The 18,731-nt window shown below is 65.5% G+C and carries 29 protein-coding genes; 27 read left to right on the forward strand and 2 right to left on the reverse strand.

Going from position 1 to position 18,731, the window contains the following annotated elements:
• The first annotated feature begins 50 nt into the window (after positions 1 to 50).
• The 15 genes from secY (at position 51) to AC1AUD_RS00645 (ending at position 10,114) form a co-directional block, all read left to right on the forward strand.
• Positions 51 to 1,379: a preprotein translocase subunit SecY gene (gene secY, locus AC1AUD_RS00575; RefSeq protein WP_476571092.1), complete on the forward strand. Its 1,329-nt coding sequence runs from the start codon at positions 51 to 53 to the stop codon at positions 1,377 to 1,379.
• 3 nt (positions 1,380 to 1,382) lie between these two features.
• Entirely contained in the window at positions 1,383 to 2,060 is a 678-nt protein-coding gene (locus tag AC1AUD_RS00580; RefSeq protein WP_476571094.1) for a DUF5067 domain-containing protein, read from the forward strand.
• A 29-nt stretch (positions 2,061 to 2,089) separates the two neighbouring features.
• Positions 2,090 to 2,842: a hypothetical protein gene (locus AC1AUD_RS00585; RefSeq protein WP_476571096.1), complete on the forward strand. Its 753-nt coding sequence runs from the start codon at positions 2,090 to 2,092 to the stop codon at positions 2,840 to 2,842.
• Positions 2,843 to 2,966: 124 nt separating this feature from the next.
• Positions 2,967 to 4,037, forward strand: a complete 1,071-nt coding sequence (locus AC1AUD_RS00590) for a hypothetical protein (protein WP_476571098.1) — start codon at positions 2,967 to 2,969, stop codon at positions 4,035 to 4,037.
• 23 nt (positions 4,038 to 4,060) lie between these two features.
• Positions 4,061 to 5,155, forward strand: a complete 1,095-nt coding sequence (locus AC1AUD_RS00595) for a sortase (RefSeq protein WP_476571100.1) — start codon at positions 4,061 to 4,063, stop codon at positions 5,153 to 5,155.
• 59 nt (positions 5,156 to 5,214) lie between these two features.
• Positions 5,215 to 5,352 (forward strand): hypothetical protein, encoded by a 138-nt coding sequence (locus AC1AUD_RS00600; protein ID WP_476571102.1) that lies wholly within the window; start codon positions 5,215 to 5,217, stop codon positions 5,350 to 5,352.
• Positions 5,349 to 5,543, forward strand: a complete 195-nt coding sequence (gene secE, locus AC1AUD_RS00605; RefSeq protein WP_476571104.1) for a preprotein translocase subunit SecE — start codon at positions 5,349 to 5,351, stop codon at positions 5,541 to 5,543. The genes AC1AUD_RS00600 and secE overlap by 4 nt, the downstream gene beginning before the upstream one ends.
• A complete protein-coding gene (locus tag AC1AUD_RS00610) occupies positions 5,540 to 6,031 on the forward strand; it encodes a YpsA SLOG family protein (RefSeq protein WP_476571106.1) in 492 nt (163 codons plus the stop codon). The genes secE and AC1AUD_RS00610 overlap by 4 nt, the downstream gene beginning before the upstream one ends.
• Positions 6,028 to 6,408, forward strand: a complete 381-nt coding sequence (locus AC1AUD_RS00615; RefSeq protein ID WP_476571108.1) for a DUF3310 domain-containing protein — start codon at positions 6,028 to 6,030, stop codon at positions 6,406 to 6,408. The genes AC1AUD_RS00610 and AC1AUD_RS00615 overlap by 4 nt, the downstream gene beginning before the upstream one ends.
• Positions 6,405 to 6,608 carry a hypothetical protein gene (locus AC1AUD_RS00620; protein ID WP_476571110.1) on the forward strand — a complete coding sequence of 68 codons (204 nt, stop codon included), beginning with the start codon at positions 6,405 to 6,407 and terminating at the stop codon, positions 6,606 to 6,608. Before AC1AUD_RS00615 ends, AC1AUD_RS00620 begins: the two co-directional genes overlap by 4 nt.
• Entirely contained in the window at positions 6,605 to 7,000 is a 396-nt protein-coding gene (locus AC1AUD_RS00625) for a hypothetical protein (protein WP_476571112.1), read from the forward strand. The genes AC1AUD_RS00620 and AC1AUD_RS00625 overlap by 4 nt, the downstream gene beginning before the upstream one ends.
• A 4-nt stretch (positions 7,001 to 7,004) precedes the next feature.
• Positions 7,005 to 8,480, forward strand: a complete 1,476-nt coding sequence (locus AC1AUD_RS00630) for a hypothetical protein (protein WP_476571114.1) — start codon at positions 7,005 to 7,007, stop codon at positions 8,478 to 8,480.
• Positions 8,477 to 8,701 carry a hypothetical protein gene (locus AC1AUD_RS00635; protein ID WP_476571116.1) on the forward strand — a complete coding sequence of 75 codons (225 nt, stop codon included), beginning with the start codon at positions 8,477 to 8,479 and terminating at the stop codon, positions 8,699 to 8,701. The genes AC1AUD_RS00630 and AC1AUD_RS00635 overlap by 4 nt, the downstream gene beginning before the upstream one ends.
• Before the next feature lie 116 nt (positions 8,702 to 8,817).
• A complete protein-coding gene (locus tag AC1AUD_RS00640) occupies positions 8,818 to 9,708 on the forward strand; it encodes a hypothetical protein (RefSeq protein ID WP_476571118.1) in 891 nt (296 codons plus the stop codon).
• Positions 9,709 to 9,730: 22 nt separating this feature from the next.
• Positions 9,731 to 10,114 (forward strand): hypothetical protein, encoded by a 384-nt coding sequence (locus AC1AUD_RS00645; protein WP_476571120.1) that lies wholly within the window; start codon positions 9,731 to 9,733, stop codon positions 10,112 to 10,114.
• Here the strand turns inward: AC1AUD_RS00645 and AC1AUD_RS00650 are convergent.
• Together AC1AUD_RS00650 and AC1AUD_RS00655 are read right to left on the reverse strand one after the other, a co-directional pair.
• A complete protein-coding gene (locus tag AC1AUD_RS00650) occupies positions 10,087 to 10,293 on the reverse strand; it encodes a hypothetical protein (RefSeq protein WP_476571779.1) in 207 nt (68 codons plus the stop codon). The two genes, AC1AUD_RS00645 and AC1AUD_RS00650, sit on opposite strands and share 28 nt — an antisense overlap.
• Positions 10,241 to 10,699 (reverse strand): HD domain-containing protein, encoded by a 459-nt coding sequence (locus tag AC1AUD_RS00655; RefSeq protein WP_476571741.1) that lies wholly within the window; start codon positions 10,697 to 10,699, stop codon positions 10,241 to 10,243. The genes AC1AUD_RS00650 and AC1AUD_RS00655 overlap by 53 nt, the downstream gene beginning before the upstream one ends.
• A gap of 269 nt (positions 10,700 to 10,968) precedes the next feature.
• Between AC1AUD_RS00655 and AC1AUD_RS00660 the strand changes: the two genes are divergently transcribed.
• The 12 genes from AC1AUD_RS00660 to AC1AUD_RS00715 all read left to right on the forward strand — a co-directional run bounded on the left by AC1AUD_RS00660 (position 10,969) and on the right by AC1AUD_RS00715 (position 18,692).
• A complete protein-coding gene (locus AC1AUD_RS00660; protein ID WP_476571122.1) occupies positions 10,969 to 11,499 on the forward strand; it encodes a hypothetical protein in 531 nt (176 codons plus the stop codon).
• Positions 11,496 to 11,687, forward strand: a complete 192-nt coding sequence (locus tag AC1AUD_RS00665; RefSeq protein ID WP_476571124.1) for a hypothetical protein — start codon at positions 11,496 to 11,498, stop codon at positions 11,685 to 11,687. The genes AC1AUD_RS00660 and AC1AUD_RS00665 overlap by 4 nt, the downstream gene beginning before the upstream one ends.
• Position 11,688: 1 nt before the next feature.
• Entirely contained in the window at positions 11,689 to 11,991 is a 303-nt protein-coding gene (locus AC1AUD_RS00670; protein WP_476571126.1) for a hypothetical protein, read from the forward strand.
• A gap of 2 nt (positions 11,992 to 11,993) precedes the next feature.
• Positions 11,994 to 12,299, forward strand: coding sequence for a pyrophosphohydrolase domain-containing protein (locus tag AC1AUD_RS00675; protein ID WP_476571128.1), 306 nt, complete (start codon positions 11,994 to 11,996; stop codon positions 12,297 to 12,299).
• A 163-nt stretch (positions 12,300 to 12,462) separates the two neighbouring features.
• Entirely contained in the window at positions 12,463 to 12,687 is a 225-nt protein-coding gene (locus tag AC1AUD_RS00680) for a hypothetical protein (RefSeq protein WP_476571130.1), read from the forward strand.
• A complete protein-coding gene (locus AC1AUD_RS00685) occupies positions 12,684 to 13,478 on the forward strand; it encodes a DsbA family protein (protein WP_476571132.1) in 795 nt (264 codons plus the stop codon). The genes AC1AUD_RS00680 and AC1AUD_RS00685 overlap by 4 nt, the downstream gene beginning before the upstream one ends.
• A gap of 74 nt (positions 13,479 to 13,552) precedes the next feature.
• Positions 13,553 to 14,497 (forward strand): DUF6273 domain-containing protein, encoded by a 945-nt coding sequence (locus AC1AUD_RS00690; protein ID WP_476571134.1) that lies wholly within the window; start codon positions 13,553 to 13,555, stop codon positions 14,495 to 14,497.
• Positions 14,498 to 14,512: 15 nt separating this feature from the next.
• Positions 14,513 to 15,907 (forward strand): DEAD/DEAH box helicase, encoded by a 1,395-nt coding sequence (locus AC1AUD_RS00695; RefSeq protein WP_476571136.1) that lies wholly within the window; start codon positions 14,513 to 14,515, stop codon positions 15,905 to 15,907.
• A 43-nt stretch (positions 15,908 to 15,950) separates the two neighbouring features.
• Entirely contained in the window at positions 15,951 to 16,808 is an 858-nt protein-coding gene (locus tag AC1AUD_RS00700) for a hypothetical protein (RefSeq protein ID WP_476571138.1), read from the forward strand.
• Positions 16,792 to 17,082: a hypothetical protein gene (locus tag AC1AUD_RS00705; protein WP_476571140.1), complete on the forward strand. Its 291-nt coding sequence runs from the start codon at positions 16,792 to 16,794 to the stop codon at positions 17,080 to 17,082. The genes AC1AUD_RS00700 and AC1AUD_RS00705 overlap by 17 nt, the downstream gene beginning before the upstream one ends.
• Before the next feature lie 3 nt (positions 17,083 to 17,085).
• Positions 17,086 to 17,847, forward strand: a complete 762-nt coding sequence (locus tag AC1AUD_RS00710) for a hypothetical protein (protein ID WP_476571142.1) — start codon at positions 17,086 to 17,088, stop codon at positions 17,845 to 17,847.
• Positions 17,832 to 18,692 carry a hypothetical protein gene (locus tag AC1AUD_RS00715; RefSeq protein WP_476571144.1) on the forward strand — a complete coding sequence of 287 codons (861 nt, stop codon included), beginning with the start codon at positions 17,832 to 17,834 and terminating at the stop codon, positions 18,690 to 18,692. The genes AC1AUD_RS00710 and AC1AUD_RS00715 overlap by 16 nt, the downstream gene beginning before the upstream one ends.
• Positions 18,693 to 18,731: the final 39 nt, after the last annotated feature.

The raw sequence follows: 18,731 nt of genomic DNA on the forward strand, positions 1-18,731 counted from the left end.
GGAACTTTTTCACACGCGCGCCAACGCGCGCCCCAAGGAGGACACCCAAGGTGAGGACGCTAATCCAGGCCCTGAAGACGAAGGAATTGCGCAAGAAGATACTCTTCGTCCTGTTCATCATCATCATCTATCGCATCGGCTCGTTCATCCCCACTCCGGGCGTCGACTACAAGGTCGTCCAGCAGTGCATCTCGAACCTGTCGGGCAACCAGGAGAACTTCGTCGGACTCGTGAACCTGTTCTCCGGCGGCGCCATGCTCCAGCTGTCGATCTTCGCGCTGGGCGTCATGCCGTACATCACCGCCTCCATCGTCACGCAGCTGCTGCGCGTGGTCATCCCGCGCTTCGAGGCGCTGCACAAGGAGGGCCAGTCCGGCGAGGCCAAGCTGACGCAGTACACCCGATACCTCACCATCGGCCTTGCGGTGCTGCAGTCCACGACGATCCTCGTCACCGCCCGCTCCGGCGCGCTGTTCAACTACCAGTGCTCCCAGGTCATCCCCGACGGCTCCGTGTGGAACCTCGTCGTCATGGTGCTCATCATGACCGGCGGCACCGGCCTGATCATGTGGATGGCCGAGCTCATCACCGACAAGGGCCTGGGCCAGGGCATGTCCGTCCTTATCTTCATGTCCATCTGCTCCGGCTTCCTGCCCCAATTGTGGGAGATCGGCTGGGGCACCAACGGCACCGACGGCGACTGGACCAAGTTCGCGATCGTCGTGTCCGTGCTCGTCGTGATCCTCATCTTCGTCGACTTCGTCGAGCTGTCGCAGCGCCGCATCCCGGTGCAGTACACGCGCCGCATGATCGGCCGCAAGATGTACGGCGGCTCCTCCACCTACCTGCCGCTGAAGATCAACATGTCCGGCGTCATCCCGCCGATCTTCGCCTCGTCCATCCTCGCCATCCCGACCCTGGTCGCCCAGTTCGGCAAGTCCGACCAGTCGTGGGTGCAGTGGATCAACGCGAACCTGGCGAACACGACCTCCGTGTGGTACATCGCGCTCTACGCGCTGATGATCGTGTTCTTCTGCTTCTTCTACACGTCGATCACGTTCAACCCGGACGAGACCGCGGACAACATGAAGTCCTACGGCGGCTTCATCCCCGGCATCCGCGCCGGAAGCGCCACCTCGCGCTACCTGAGCTACGTGATGAACCGCCTCAACACCGTGGGCGCCGTCTACCTGCTCTTCGTGGCATTGATTCCGACCGTGCTCATCATGGCGCTCGGCCTCAACGCGCAGCTGCCCTTCGGCGGCACGACCATCCTGATCATCGCGGGCGTCGGCCTCGACACCCTGCGCCAGGCCAAGGCCCAGACCGAGCAGTTCCAGTACGCCGGATTCCTCTTCGAGAACGCCGAAGGCAGGTGACCCATGGCCGATGACCAGAACCCGGTGGAAACGGGACGCCACAGGGGACGCCGCTCCAAGCCCAGGCGGGACAGGCTGCCCATCGTCCTGTCCGCCCTCGCCCTCGCGACGAGCATGCTCGCCCTCATGGCCGCCCTGCTCACGCCCGCGGCCCCGCTGCTCCAGCCGGTCCGCGACCTCGCCGCCCACGTGGGACGGTCCACGGAACACGCCGACAAGGCCAGCGGGGCGGCGGACGCCGCTAAGGAATCCGATTCCAAGGAGAAGCCCGCGGCGAAGGAGTACGCGCCCGCCGAGGGCTCCCAACTGGAGGCGGACTGGGGGATCGGCTCCCCGCGGGAGCACATCAGATTCGCATCCCTGAAACAGGTCGAGCACAAGGGCAAGACGCTGGCGATGCTCACCTACGAGGACACGAACATCACGCAGGACAACACAGGCCTGCAGGCCGGCATGACGGCCGAGGCCTATCAGAACGGCGTGAAACTCGACAATGCGAGCATCCTCCCCGCCGACCCGTCGAAGCCCGACGGATGGGTGGACGACCGGATGCCCAGCGTGCAGCCCGGCACGACCGTCACCCTCACACGCGTGTTCGAACTCACGGACCCGTCGGCGCCCGTCACCATCGAACTGGACACGAACCTGACGGGCAGGATCAGCGTCCAATACTCGCTTTGACCCCCACGAAAACCCAAGGAGAAAGAACAATGACCGATCCGATCACCGGCCTGCCGCGCACCGTGGCAAGCGACGACAGCACGCAGCTCATCCGCATGGGCGGCGACATGCGGCCCGCCCCATTGGACCTGCCCCGCACCACGTTCGGCGGCGGCTACAAGACGGAGGACGTGGACAAGGCCATCGCCTTCCTGCAACGGCAGAACATGGCCTCCGCCCGCCGGATCGACGACCTGACGGACGCGGCGCGCAGCCAGCAGATCGCCGTCTCCAAGCTCGAGCAGCAGGTCGCGACCCTCACCGCGGAGAACGAACGGCTCCGCCACCAGGCCAACAATCCGTTGGAAAGCCTCGGCGCCAGCGCCCAGGCGCTGATGAACGACTGCAAGGAGAAGGGCAGGGCGATCGTCGACGAGGCGACCCGACGCGCCCAGTCCATCGTCGGCGAGGCGCAGGCGAAGGCTGACAGTCTCGCCAAGGAAAGCGCCGAGAACGCCAGGGCGGCCGCCGAACAGATGGAGAAGGACCGGGCGGACGCGAAGACCCAGGTCGACCAGATGCTCGCCAGCGCGAAGGAGACCGCCCGGAACATCACCGACATGGCGAAGGAGCGCGCCATGGAATCCGACCGGAAGTGCGCGGAGCACGAACGGCAGGTCGGCGAGGAATGCGACAAACGCGTCGCCCAGGCCGAGGACCGGCGCCGGCAGGCGTTGGACGCGGTCGACTCCATCCGCGACCTCGTCGGCCGGGTCGCGGGCATGCTCGACGGCAAGAACTAAGCGTAAAGGAGGGTGCGGTCCGCCAATGGGCCGCACCCTCCTTTGCGTTCCGGGGGCGCGCATAGCCCCCATGAGACCATCCGACAAGATTTTGAAGGAACGAGGCTGATTCCCCTTGGACCACATGGACACGCAGGCCACCAGCATCCTCACCCCGGTCACCGTGCCGCCCGAACGCCTGGACACGAGCGGCGGCCGCCTGCTCGTCGACGGGGACACCGCGGTCATCCGCCGCCCCCCGTTCATGGGCCGCCTGCACCGCAACGACCTGACCGCCATCCCCTTGGCAAGCCTCGTGGACGCGCGCATCCTCGACATGGACGGCGACGACGGACAGGAGCACTGGCTGCTCCTGACGCCCCTCCTGCCCGACGGGACCACGCCCAAGGCGCCGAGGAACGCGAGGGAATGCGAGCGCAGTCCGTGGACCCTCGAGGCGGACGATCCGCAGACGGGCATGCTCATGGCCGCCCAGTTGAATCAGCGCCGTCCCGCCACGCCCACGCCCATGCCTCACCTGCCGTTGACCATGAAGCCGTGGTGGCGGCGCGTGGACGTGTGGGCGTCCCATTTCATCACGGTCGGACTCGCATGCGCGCTCATGCTCGTCCTGTCGGCCACGGGACTCCTCCCGCACCCGCACGACCCGGCCCCCATCGCGCATGGGACGGCCACGACAGGGACGACGGAATCGAAGACGGAGGAGCCGAAGACCGGCAAGGCCGAGGACGAGGCGAAGACGCGCGAGGAGAAGCGGCTCGAGGAGGAGCGGAAGGCGAAATCCGAACAGGACCGCCAGCAGGCCCTCCAGGAGCAGCAGACGCAGCTCGCACAGGAGGAAGCGCGGCGGATCATCTCCACCAACGGACCATTGTCCGCCACCCAGGTCGCGGAACGGCTCGTCCAGGCCGGATACCCGCAGGACCTCGCCCAAAGCACCGTCGACGGACTTCCCGTCGACTGGACCGCGAACGCCACCGAGGCCGGACGCCGCCTGCAGGCGGCCGGCTCATTGACCTGGAGCCAGCTCGCGGACGCCCTCGAACAGAACGGGTTCACCAGCCGGCAGGCGCAGGACGCGGTCGCCCGCCTCCAGGGGGAGGATCGGCAGGACGCGGGCCGGGGCGGCGCCGACGGCACCCAGGATGATGGCGACGGGAACGCGGCCGACTACGGGGCGGTGGAGCAGCAGTGAACGGGGAAAGAAGGGGTATGCGCATGGAGCCGTCCAGGCCACGCCACAGGGCCGTGCGACGGAGCGTGGGCACGCTGATCGTCGACCTCGTGTCCGGCCTGTGCCTGCTCGCCTGCGTGTTCACGGGCTACCAGGTCGCATGGCAGTACTGGGGGGCGGGCCTCGACACGGCGACCGTCAGCCGACAGATCGAACGCGCGCAGAAAACCGAATTCGAAACCGTCACCCACGACAAGACCGCCCCATTGCGCGAGGAGCCCCTGCCCCGGGCGATGGGGGAGCCGTCGAACGGGGACCTGTTCGCCTACCTGCGACTGCCCCGCCTCGGCGTCGACTACAGGAAGCCCATCCAGGAAGGCACGGGGCTCGACGTGCTCAACAACCTGGGCGTCGGACACTACAAGGGCACCGCCATGCCCGGAGGCAAGGGCAACATGGCGCTGGCCGGGCACGCCACTTTGGACGACTTCGGCAGGATCAACCGTTTGCAGCCCGGCGACGACATCATCATCGAGACCGGCGACATGTGGATCGTCTACCACGTCACATCGAGCAGGATCGTCGACAAGACGGCCGTCGAGGTCATCGCCCCCCAGGCTGCGGGCGTGGAGAGGGGCGTCACCCTGACGACCTGCTGGCCGGTCTTCGTCGTCCAGGATCCGCCCCAACGCTACATCGTCCATGGCCAGTACGCGGGCTGGATCCCCAAGGAGGATGGCATGCCAGCCAGCCTCGCCTCCGAACACCGCACGCCCGGCGAGCACGTCAAACGTGTCGTGGAGACGGTGGGCCGCCGGGTGGGGCTGCCCGTCACCGGCGTCATGGGCCTCGGCCTGCTCGCCATCTGGCTGATCCTCTCCGTCATGGTCTGGATCCCCACGCGTAAGGCATGGTGGAAAAACCTGAGGGCGGCGCCCGCCTCATGGAGTCCGCTCACCCTCCTGTGGCGTGTCCAGCCGACCCCGTTCCCGGCACGTCCCCGCATCCGGGCCGTGGGGCGCACGCTCATGCTCTTCCTCCTGCTGGCGGCGCTCATGTTCCTCTCCTGGCGGTGGGCGTGCCCGTGGGTCGCGCAGCATGTGCCGTTCCTCGCGACCCCGCACCCGCAGGTGGAGTGATCCGGACGCATACGGGTTTCCAGTCCAAAGGAAAACATCCAGTGGAAGGGAAACCCGTCATGGACCTCACCAGGAGCATGCGCCGCCGCGCGGCGCGCATCAACCTCAGCATCATCATCCGCCGAACCATGCGCGAAGCCCGGGAAATCCGGACGCGCATGGAGTCCAACCGTCTCATGGAAAGAAGGATCGCATGAAGAACCCGTTCCTTACGATCGGCCTGTACGTCAGGCAGGTGATGGGCGAGCTCGGGAAGACCGTCACCCCCACCGTCCGCCAATGGGCCGGCTGGAGCCTGGCGGGCCTCGTGTTCGTCATTCTGCTCATGCTGTTCGCGTTCGGCACCGACATGGGCCTCGGCCAGCTCACTTTGAGGGTGTTCGGATGAGACCGGTCATCATATCCGGCGGCCAATCGGGCGTTGATAGGGCCGCGCTGGACGCGGCCCTCCGCCTCGACCTCCCGTATGAGGGGTGGGCGCCGCACGGATGGCTGTGCGAGGACCGGGCCGACCTGAAACACCGGTATCCCCGGCTGAGGGAGAGCCCCGTGGCCGGATACCCGGCCAGGACCCGCATGAACGTGGCGCTCGCCGACATGCTTCTCGTGCTCGTGCCCGACCCCAGCCGTCCCACGAGGGGCAGCCTGCTCGCCATCGAACAGGCCCGACTGCTGGGCAAGCCCACGCTCGTCACGCATCCCGAGGATCTGGAGGGCGTAGCCCGGTTCCTCGGACACTCGACCGTCCCCGGGGATTGCCGAGTGAATGTGGCGGGCAGCCGCGAATCGAAGTCGCCCGGCATCCACGACGCGACCCTCGCCACATTGCTCACGGCCCTCGCCCCATGGGCGGGGGAGAAGGAGAGGAACCGATGACCGACAATGTGAACCATCCCGCGCACTACGAGGCCGGACCCTTCGAATGCATCGAACTATCCGGCCGCTACTCGTTCTGCGTGGGCAACGCGATCAAATACATCTGGCGGCACCGTTTGAAGGGCCGCCCGTTGGAGGACCTGGACAAAGCCATCTGGTACCTGGAGCGCGCCCACGCGCAACGGGAGCCGTTGGCGCCGACCGCGCCCATCTACCCGGCCCCGGTGCCGGGCGTCGCCGGACTGTTGGACCAGCTGATCCTCGTCGACTGGGCGGGCGCCAGCGGCTTCTGGACCTGTCTCAGGCAGGGGCGGCCGATCCCGGAGGCCGTGGACGCGCTGCGTCATCTGAGGGCGCGCGGGGAGGCCGTAGCATGATCGATCTGGACGAATGGCATGTGGACGACTGCATGGGACAGGTCTCGCTCAGACTTGGAGAGAATGACAAGACCGCGTCCGTCAGCATCCGGTTGGACGAGGACGATGACTGGAGCACCATCTTCCTGACCGTCAACGATCTCAAGCAGCTCGCCCTCACGGCCGAACACCTGACAAGGGAACTGGAGGCCCGCCGATGAGCTACGACCTGTACATCACGCCCCGTGGATACGACAATTGCGAGCGCGACGAGCACGGATGGCTCCGGGAGGAGCTGGACTGGGAGGGCGCGTGCCATGGGCACCTCGGCGAATGCCCCGGAGCCTATTTCAACTACACGTACAACCTGAGCAAATTCTTCTCCAAGTACCACGTCAACCCCATCCACGACCTCGACGGGCTTTCCGCCAGGGAGTGCGCCGAACGGATAGAACGGGCCCTCAAACAGATCGGGAACGCGGACTGGCGGGCGCTCACCGCCTACGATGCTCCCAACGGATGGGGCTCATGGACGGGCGCCTACGCGTGGCTCAACGGCATCCTCCATTACTGCCTGCATCATCCCGACTACCGGGTGGACGAAAGGAGCTGACCGCATGGCTTCGGGAAAACATTTTCCGAGGATCGTCATCGCCGTCGTCCTGACGGTCCTCATACTGGGGGCGTTGTGTTGGTGGTGGCTCGGCCCTGTCGCGCACGCGCTCGTCACGCTCGCCTACTCCCACTGGTGGCTGATATTCGCGCTCGTCATCATCGGCGCGGGCCTGTACGCGGCTGACGAGTGGTGTTCGATCGTGCCCGCCATCGCGTGCGCAGGCATCGCCTTCGTCGTCGCCCTCGGGTCCACCGCGGCCGCCTCCTATGTGACCGACAGGGCGTATCTCAAAAGCGTCAGAGTGGAGGGGGACGCCGGCTCGTTGTCTTTCGAGGAGCGCGCCCCGTGGGATGTGGCCGACCAGGTCAGCTCCAGGAACCTGGGCGCCACCACCGGCAACCAGAGGGAGCCGAAGACCTATCTCGCGACGGAGGGCGTGTGGACGGCGAGCGTGGAGCGGCGCGGCTTCGCCACGGGCTACGAGGCGGTCCAGGTCATGCGCATTCCGTTGAAGGGAGCGGTCAGCGCGAAGGACGTCTCCTTCTGCAAGTTCAATGACAAGGCGGATAGGAAGCTGTCGGGCATCTGGCCGAACAACAGCCTCGACGCGCTGATCGCACGCCGCACCGGGCTCACCGTCACGTGGGACAAGGACGACGCATACGCCATCTGCGACGGGGACACGCCAAGGATCGTCGTCCCGTTGACAAAAACGGTGGGCTTCCCCTACCCGCACAAGGCGTACGGCGGCACCGCCGTCTACGACGGCAGGAGCGGCGAGCTGACGGTGACGGACGATCCGAAGGTGCCCGGCCCCTCGTATCCGATGAGCCTCATGGCCCGCCAACGGCAGGCTTTGCGCTCCACGGGATCATGGTGGGACATGGTGTTCGACCGGGCGGGATGGAGGACCACCATGGGCGACGAGGACGATCCCAACGGAGCCAACCGCAGCGAGATCACCCTCGCCACGACCGGCGGCAAAGGCGAGTACGTGACCCCTTTGACCATGCCCGGCTCGTCCAACAGCATCGTCGCCCTCGCCACCGGCGCCAGCACGCCCACCGTGAAAGCCGGCGGACTCAACGCGCTGACCGTCGGCAAATACTCCACGCCACGGCAGGCGAACAGCGCGGTCGCCCAAAGCATCACCGGCGACATCCTGGAAGGCTACAAGGCCACCGGCCTGAAGGTCTTCGAAGTCACGCCCGCCAAGGACGGCACATGGACCGCGAGCATCGGCAAAGCCCAGACCGTCCTCTACCGCGCCACCATCGCCCGGGACGGCACCATCCGGCTCGACGGCGACGAGGACGGGGAAAACGGTACGAATGACGACTCGAAGCCATCATTGGGCGACATCGAATCGGATTCGGACGACTTGTCGTCCATGAACGCCGGCCAGATCCGCGAACGCATCCAACGACTGCTCGACGAGCTCTCTCGGCGCGCGGAAGACACGGGGGAGACGCGGTGAACGCGCGCAGGCTCGCAGCCCTTTGGGTGGGCGACGGCGACAGATTCAGACCATGGGGCCTGATCCTCGGCATCGCCCTCTTCCTCCTCATGCTCGCCCTCGCCGCGTCCACTCACCCATTGGACGCGTGGGACACGGCGGCCATGGCCGCGGGCATCCTCGGCATGGCCAGCCTGCTCACAACCCTCGTCCTCGCGCTCGCATCCGACCGGTACGACTGATTCGCGCATAGGGAGGGGCATGAACAGCTGGAAAAACATCACCCCCCCCCATTGCGTTTAGGTATCTGAAGACCGGGCTCGCCGCCGTCGCGACGACGTTGTTGCTGGCGTCGGGATTGAACTGTGCGACGGCCTACGCGGCCACGCCCGAAGAGTGCGGCGGGGACTCCGGCTTCTGCTACGCGGGATACTCGACGAAGGGATTGAAGACGATCGCCGAGGATTTGAGCGTCAACGGCGAGAACTCGCAATACTACGCCCGGATGAAGGCCGCGATGGATGCGGACACGAAGGGCACGCTCAAGGTCGCGAGCACCGCCGTCGCCGACAACGGCAAACAGGTGAACATGCCGGTCCGATTGATCGGCATCCTCCACGACGACAAGACGGACGGGACGGGCAAGGCGGGCCTGACGTTCCAGACCGTCAACAGCCTGCCGAGGGCGTATTGCATGAACGGCGACATGCCGGACGATGACTCCCGGGCATACTGCTCCGGCTCGAGCACGGCCACGGGCGGCTGGCGCGACAGCGATCTGCGGAGAAACATGAACGGCGGCGAGATCTGGGAGAGCATGCCCGCCGACCTTCGGGACAATGTGGAGCCGGTCGTCAAACCGACGAACAACACCGGGCATTACAAGCGGGCCGTCGCCACCGGCAGCGGGGACAGCCTATGGCTCGTCTCCTACCGGGAATACGTGGAGACCCCATACGACGGATGGAAGGGCAAGGATGGATTCCAGGCCCTGTCCCAGGAAGGCTCCCAATACGAGTTCTACAACGGCCGCGTCACCAACAACTATTCGGGCAACACAATCCTGAACACGCTGAAGGTCTCTCTGTCTGGGAGCCGGCCCGCCGGAGCCGGCGACATAGGTACGTGGGAGCGTTCGCTCTATCCCGAATTCTCCGGCGCTTTTCTGCTAGTCGACTCTAACGGCGACCCCAGCTACAGATGCAGTTCGACCTACCGCCGCGGCGTCTCGCCTGCCTTCTGCCTTTAACGTCGCCGCATAGCGTGGACTCATGCGATATCAGACGCTGCAGCATATCGACCCAGATGATCTTCGACCGGGTGACCTCATCCAGGCAGGGGACAGGAACCTGTATGTGTGTGACGAGCATACGCCGGGCAGCCAATCCGCGACGGTGACCGCCATGGGCATGTTCGGCCTGCTCACCCTAGGCAAGGACAGCATGTGCTACGAAGGACTGCGGACGCCCGAGCCGGGCCGGTACGAGACCGACGAAGGCCTCCGCTTCGAATGGGACGGCGAACGCGCGCTGTTCGAGGACGAGTCCTACAGGTGGAGCCAGATCGTCACCGTCCTGTTGCTCAGCAAATGGCCGCGCGTCGAATGGGACCGGCACCTCATGCATTATCACGGGTACAGGCCGGTCGAACGCTGACCGGCGATCGTCCTCCACTCCGGTGTTTCCTTCAATAGCCGGACCATGCGCGCGCATTCCCTCCACTGGTCCGAGTCCTTTCCGTATCGGCCGGCCACGTCATCGAGGCGCCGTCGGAACCCGACCTCATCGCCCTGCGAGTCGACGCTCATGTCGGCGATGTTCAGGAGCACGCCCATCGGAGTGACGAGACCTTCGGGCGCCCCATGGTCGCGGACCTCGCGCCAATGAGCATACCCCCTGTCGCCGCAAGAGCTCGCCGCACATCCGCGCATGGGTGCGGTTGTCCCCGGACATGTAGCCGAAATCATGCAGCCATCCGCACAACGCGGCTTCGTCCGCGTCCAGGCCGAGGGCGGGCGCATGGGTGCGCATGAACAGGGCGACGCCACGGCAATGCGCGGCACGCGACACGGTGAACGATCCTTCGCCGGGAGCCGTCGCCCCCGGTATTCGCTGTTTTGCGATCGCAAGCAAGGCCAACGCGTGCGCCCGCTCAATGTCATAGGCCCTCACATCGTCACCATCAAGAAGACTCTCCGCCTCCTGGATCAGATCCTCGACATCACGCACCCCCCCCCGCATCCTTTCCTGCGACACAGCTCGACGGCGACACGAAAGCCGGTCGGCCCTCCTCCTAGGTTTCAACGGTATCTAATCTGTCCGTTATCCACAGGCTATTCGTCGGAAGCGTCCGCCTATACGGGCCTCTCGTGTCCCGCGTTCGCCGGCACGATGCGCGGACGCATACGCGACGATGGAGCTTGGATATATGCGAAGGGAGCCAACCTATGGGTGCGTGGACGTATTCGACGCGAGTCCGATTGGACGGCCCGACCGTCCGGCATTTATGCGTGAGCGCGGCCAGGTATGCGATGGGCCGGAACACCGGCGCCAGCGACGATGTGGCCGAAGTCATCAGACTGAACGCGGCGCGGTTGGACGAGGCGTCACGCGAGGCGATCGTCGGCCACGCCAGGCACTTGTATGGGTCGGAGTCTCGCATCAATCCCGAATGGGCGTCGGCCATCGCGGCATTGAACATGCCCGCGCCCGTCGTCGACGACGGCTGGTTCGAAGCCCGCGACCCCGTGACCATGGACTTCACGCTCGCCACCGCATGGCGATGGGACGCCGAACAATCCCGTGATGAGGATGCGCCCGCATTCTGGATGCGGTTGTTCGAGCACCTGCCGGACGGATTGGTCGGCCCGTATTGGCGGCGCCTGACCATGCGCGACATGCTCTGGGACGGGCTCCTCCCGTTGGACGAGCCCATCGGCAGCCTGCAGGAATGCGGACCACGCCTGTACCACGGCGACCCCAGGTGGGTCGGCTTCTACCGGCTGTTACGCGAACAGGATTCGAAGGAAGGACAGGCATGAGCGAAGACACGCACGGACTCACATTCATCACCGCCTATGAGCGACAACTCGCCGGCAAGGCCTACCAAGCCGGACTGGAAGGCAAGGCCCTGCCCATGAGCCAGGACGAACGGCGGGCGCGCATCATGCGCCAGGCCTACCAGGCCGGAGCCAATAACCGCAGGCAACGGAAAGGAAACCGAGACTAGCATGTGCAGCCAATACTCCGACGCCCAACGACTCGCAAGGATCGCCTACGAGGCCGGCGAGGCCGCCCGCCTCAACCACAGGCCCACCGTCCGCCTCGGCTTCGAAGAGAAAGGCCTCCTGGAATCACGCCAAGTGGGGGAGGGGGCAGCGTGGCGGACCCTCGGCGAGCTCGGACGCATCATGCGCGGCCTCGCCCGCACGAACCCCGACGGGCGCATGCGCGAACTCCAATCGCAGCAGGTCGACGACATGACCCGCGAAGCCGGCGACATCCTTGACAACCTCCTCAAAGAAAACGAGTGACCATGGCGAACAAGCATCTGCCCAATGTGGACCCGTTCGGTAGGCTCAAACCCGAGGACCGGGAGTGGCTCGCCGACAAACTCGCCGAGGAGGCGGCGGAACTTGTCGCCGCCGCCAAGAACTGGACCACACAACCAGACGGAACGACCAACGGCGAGGACAACCGCCGCCTATTGGTCGGCGAATACTGCGATGTCGTCGCGGTGCTCGTCAACATGGCCGAGGCCTACGGGCTCGACGAGACCGAATTGGAGCGGGGCATGCGCGAATGCATGGAGAAGAACAGGCGCAAGGGATACGTCCGATGAAATGAGGCCGGGAGTGCTCTCCCGGCCTCTGGTAGATCTCAGAGGCACAAGGTCTCGGACCTCAAAAAACACCAGTCAGTGTCAGCCATTATAGGCGAGCGGGACTGGATGCAGGATACGCCATTCGTGTATCCGACGGCCATTCTCCCGACAATCGGATGCCATGATGGGCTACATGGACTTCGACCAGAGACTAGACCGCGCGCTCACCAACAACATCGTCAAAGGCAAAGCCGTCGCCATATTAAGCAAACCCGACCACGAGCCGGACGAACGGGAGATCGCCCGCGGGGTCTGCGCGGTGGCGGAATTATTGAAGGCGATCTCCTGCGGGGACATCATCGTCTCATACGCAATCGCCGAATGGACGCATGACCGGACGGCATGAACCTCAAACCGAAGGACGCCAATCCCATCCACCCGGGATGGACCATCGTCGCCATCATCGTCACCCTCGTCACGCTTCTCACGGGACCCTCCCTCTGGCGGCACGCCAACGAGCCCACGGGCGAACCGTCCGATCCCGCGCCGATAGATTTGTCCGACGTGAGGGTCCGGCCGAAACATGCGGATGACCTAGGCGGCATCCTCATCGGCCGCGACGGATACGGCAAACCCACCGAAGGCGCCCGCACCGTGGCCGTGTACATGGACTTCCTGTGCCCGGGCTGCGGCGAGGTGAGCCGCGGACTCGACCCCACGCTCATCCAACTCATGCGGGAGGGGCGGATCGACCTGGACCTGCATTTCCTCAGCTTCGGCGACATGGCCTCATGGGGCACCAAGGACAAATACTCCACGCGCGCCGCCCGCCTCATCCTCCAGGTCAGCGACAAGGACCCCGACTCCGCACACCTTTTGACGCTCATGGAACGCTTGTATGCGAAGGACTTCCAGCCGTCCGAAGGCGCCGGATACCAGACCGTCACCGACAGACAACTGAGAGAACAGGCCGCCAGGGCGGGCGTCGACGAAAGACTGTTGGACGGGGATGGCGACGAATACGACCAATGGCTCGATGCCGTCAACCGGCTCACCCTCCGACGCAAGGAACTCTGGGCGCCCGGACAGGACGGGTTCAGCTCGCCCACCATCACCATCGACGGCGAATACTGGAACCTCACGACCGCCGGCAACGACCTCGCGAAAGCGTTGGAGAAGAAACTCGCCGAACAGTGAGACCGCATAGGGGAGGGGTATGAGCAACCCGAAAACCATCACCCCCCCCCGCGACGATCACTAAACGACTGAAGATGGGAGTCGCCGTCGTCTCGACAGTGTTGTTGCTGGCGGCGGGATTGAACTGTGCGACGGCCTCCGCGGCGGAGCCTGAATCGTGCGGAAGCTCGGCCTTCTGCTACGCGGGATACTCCGCCAAGGGATTGAAGACCATCGCCGAGGATCTGAACGCCAACGGGCAGAACTCCCGTTTCTACAACGAGATGAAGGCCGCGATGGACGCGGACACACGCGGCACGCTCAAGGTCGCGAGCACCGCCATCGCCGACAAGGGACAGATCGTCGACATGCCCGTGCGGCTGATCGGCATCCTCCACGACGACAAGGCCGACGGCACGGGCAAGGCGGGATTGACGTTCCAGACGGTCAATTCACTGCCTGCGGCATATTGCATGAATGGCGCCCTTCCTGATGCGGACTATAACGACTATCTGTTCCAGTGCTCCCAGTCGAAGGCCTCCCGAGGCGGATGGCGCGACACCGGGCTTCGCACGTCATTGAATTCCGGCGAGATCTGGAATTCAATGCCCGATTCGTTGAAGACGACGGTGGAGCCGGTCGTCAAGATGACAAACAACACGAAAGGGAACAGAGAAGGGGCCATGCCCTCCGCGACGGCGGATAAGCTATGGCTGGCATCGACGGTCGAACTCGGCGGACCTTTTCCAACGGAAGCGAGCAAGCCTCTAGGCATCCCTGCGATGCTATCGGAGGGGCGCCAGTACGAATTCTTTGAGATAAAAGGCGTGACACACAAAGCCAACACGGTCATAGACGGAATGTGGGCGACGTCATCCGGAGCCAAGCCGGCGGGCTCGTTCGACGAACGCGCATGGACGCGAACCATGGACTGGTTCGAAGCCAACCAAGCGTCCCTGGTCGGATCCAACGGAGACCCTCGCGACGGCAGCAACTACACGACCTACCGGTACGCCGTCGCGCCCGCGTTCTGTCTCTGACGCATGCATGCCGGCATGTCCGGCAACATCACTCTTCACCCGTACCAGGCCCAGGCGGTCCGTTTCGCCCTTGACGCGTTCCGCCGGCATGGTGGCGCCGGCCTGTTCCTGGACATGGGACTTGGCAAGACGTTGACGACGATCGCAATCCTCGACGTCCTGCACGCCCAGTATCCCGGGGCGCGTTTCCTGATCGTCGCGCCGAAGACGGTCGCCCTGCACACGTGGCCGGACGAGCTCGAAAAATTCTCCTCCATGCACGACCTGGACTGGGCGGTCGCCTGCACGCAATCCAGCAACCCTAGGAAACGGCGCGAAGCCCTCGACCGGAACGCGACGGTCACCATCATCAACCAGGAGAACATCGCCTGGCTCGACAGGAACATGCGCGACTGGCCATGGACGGGGATCGTCATCGACGAGCTCACCGGTTTCAAGGACCCGGGGTCGAAACGCTTCCGCATCCTCAAACGCCGGCGCAAGGACCTGCGATGGACGCTCGGACTGACCGGCACCCCCGCCGCCAAAGGCCTCATGGATTTGTGGGCCCAATGCCACCTATTGGACGGGGGCGCGGCGTTGGGAAGGACGATCACCCAATACCGGTCGCGCTGGTTCACCGCCACCAGGATGAACGCGCAGCACCAGGTCATCGAATGGACGGCCAAGGACGAAGCCTACGGGCAGATCATGCACGCCATCGAACCGTTCTGCCTGACCATGCTCGCCAAGGACAAACTGCCCGGCCTGCCCGAGAAGACCGTCATCGACCATTGGCTCGACATGCCCAAGCGCACGCGCATCCACTACGAGCAGCTACGAGAGGAACTGGTCGCCTACCTGAAAGGCCAGGAGGTGACCGCCGCCAACATGGCCGTCGCCACCAACAAGCTCAGCCAACTCACCGCCGGCCTCCTCTACCCCGACACGGGGCCCGACGGCCACCCCAGCGGGCCCGCGCTCCGCCTGGACGACGTGAAGATGGACGAACTGGAGCGGATCGTCGAGAGGGCGGGAGGCCAGCCGATCCTCGTGTTCTACCAATACCGGGACGAAATGGACCGGCTCAAGGAACGCTTCCCCGCAGTGAGGGACGTGCGCGAACCCGGCGTCGTCGACCAATGGAACCAAGGCGGGATACCGTTGCTGGCCACGCACCCCGCGAGCGCCCGGTTCGGACTGAACCTACAGAAGGGCGGGCACATCATCGTCTGGCTGTCCCTGACATGGAGCCTCGAGGATTGGATGCAGGCCAACGCGCGCCTCCTACGCCAGGGCCAGTCGATGCCCGTGCAAATCCACCGGCTCCTGGAGTCGGACACGATCGACGCGAGGAAAACGGACGTGCTCGCCGGCCGCGCCCGCCTGCAGGACGCGGTCATGGGCGAACTCAAACACGCGGACGCATGAAACCCTTCGGACCGGCATTCCCTACATAAGAGGAGCAAGACTCATGGCCGCAGTGTCCTTCGACAAGGAACGCGTGCTCGCATCCGACGCGGTCGCCCGACTGGGCGGCGCGGACGGGGAGCGCATCTACTACACGCCCCAATTCCAGGAGGAATTCCGGCGACGGCGCGCGGCGGGCGAGAAGATCGTCGACATCTTCCGCTCGCACGGGATAGGCCCCGAGGTCATCGGCCGCAAACGCATCGAACGCGCCGCCAGCCGGTGGAAAACCAACCGCGAACAGGAGTGGATGCGAGTCGAGGACGCGCGCCGCCGCGCAGTCCGGACGCTCATGGACACGGCCATCCTCCCCGGCGGGTGGCTCGCCGACCTACGGGCATTGCGGCCACGCCCCGTCGACGGGCACGCGCTCATCCTCCTCGACGGGGAACAGTCTGGCGTCATCGACGTGGAACGGCTCGTCAACCGGGTCATCGAAGCATTGCGCGCCCGACCCGCGGACGCCACTCCCGTGGAATCGCGCGACTGCCCCGCATGCGGCGGGCCAATGGTCCGCGACGATTGGGACCACCCCACGGGCGGTTGGGCCTGCCCCCAGTGCGACATGTTCGTGCACGACCCCGGCTGGCAGGTCGACACCAGCCTGCGCTTCGACCACAGGATCGACGACGAGACGTTGGAGGACATCGTCGAACGGCTCGCCCCATGGGCGGGCGCTCTCGCCGTCGACCCGGACCGGCGTGGCCTGTCCATCACGGTCAGCGTGACGGGCGACGACGAACAGGACGCGAAGGCCGACGCCCTGGCGATCCTGCGCGACGAAACAGACCTGGGCACGTTCGCCGTGACCGGGCAGACCGCCGAACGCGAGGAGGGGGCGCCGGATGCCGTCGACAAGTGACATCCTCGCCGCCGCGTCCGCGGCGGAATGCCCGGTCACGGCGGTGACGGTCATGCGCGCCATGGAGGTCACGGGATGCTATCCCGACATCGACTTCAAACTGCGCGCCGACCCGCTGGGGCGCCTGGTGTTCGAGGCGGACGGCCTGTTCGTGCGCTGCGCGCCGGAGCGGATCGAGGCGGCGAGCCTCGAGGGCGGCGAACATGACGGCGCCGACTGGCGCATGGCGGTGGAGGCGTGGCTCATGGCCCGCCGCCACCGCAGGGGGGAGTGAGCGATGCGCCACGAACCACAGCGCTACGGCAAGGACATGCTCGAACTCGGCGGCATGCTCACCCTCCTGGGCGTCGACTGCTACGGGCGACTCGTGGACGGCGTGGAGCACGCGCCCGAGGACGCCCACATCGAGGCGACGGACCGGGGCATGGTCCTGCGCTCCCCGGACGGCGGGGTGATGGTGGAGACGCGCGCCTACTGGTGGGGCGACGCCGACACTCCCGAGCAAAGGGCGGAGATGGAGAAGCCGAACCTCGACATCCACCTCGGCGACGGAAAAACCTTCCACCTGGACTGGTACAAGTACATGTTCCGCGACACGACCTGCGACATGCCCCTGCGCCAGACCATGCCCCGCGTCCGCGAAATCCTGGAACCGCTGTTGAAGACCATGCGCGCATGGTGGCTCCATCGGGCCGCGTGCACGCCCGGAGTGGAGGCCACAGGCGACGGAGGCGCCATCATCCGCCTGACGCTGCTCGACCCCGGCATGAGGATCGCCGCCCAACGCATCCTGGAGGACAAGTGCTTCACCTACGAGGGCTGGACCAAACAGGCCGACGGCACGTGGCGGGACGATGACACACGGGATACCGTCGACGCCGGCACCGTGCTCGAACGCTCCTCCGCATGCCATTCGCGCTGGCTGACCTGCGGCATGGACCTCGAGTCCGACGACCACAGCCCGCTGCTCGACATCGACCAGGAGGCATTGGACCGGCTCGACCTGTCCGCCACGCACGTCGAATGGCGGGCCGACTGATGGCGTTCAACCCATTGCTTCCCGACCCGTCGCGCCTCCAAACGCCGTCCCTCGTGGACGGGGAGCCCAGGCTGACGATGAGCCTCATGCCCGACGGGCACAAGGCGAGCCCCGTGCTGGACGCGGACGAACAAATCACACTGCCCGGACTCCCATACGCGGTCGCGGACGAAACGGACGCGATCCTCCTGCAGGCCGGCAACCTGCGCCTGTACGAGGCGTGGACGAAACGCAAGCGTTCCAAGACGCGCAGCGGCCTGCTGAACGCGAATTCCTTCGTCGAACGGAACGCGCGCATGGTCCGCCTGGAGGGCGAGGTCGTCGACTTCCGGTGCGAAGGCTCCCGGATCACACGCATCTGCCTGCTCTCCCCGCGCGTATGGACCAAAGGCGACGACGGCATACTGGAGAACCGGCCCGAGATCATCGACACGCACATCTGGCTGTTCGCCAACCGTCTCCAGACGCCCGGGGACCGCGTCGTGCGCATCCACCTCGGCCAATCCCTGACCGTCAAAGGCAGGATCGGCATGTACGACTCCAGGCATCAACGCCGCCAACTGGGCATCACCGACTGGACCCCGTTGGAATGCGCCCTCTACTACCGGCGTTTTTACCGCAACGGCACATCGTGCATCCGCGGCGCATCCGCCAAACACGTAACGGGCATGCCCGTCCTCGACGTCGACCACGGGCGCGTCCACTGGCATGACGCGCGCATCCTGCTCGAACAACGGGAACGGGCTCTCGAAGGAGTGGATGCGGACAGCATGATCATCCACGACTCCAACGGCTCCAACATCCCCCGGCGGGGACGCATACGGGCGGAGGAAGGCAACGCATAGGACCACGGGCCGCACATACCCCGCGTCAACGCGCAGAAC

The organism is Bifidobacterium sp. LH_730 (assembly GCF_056355835.1).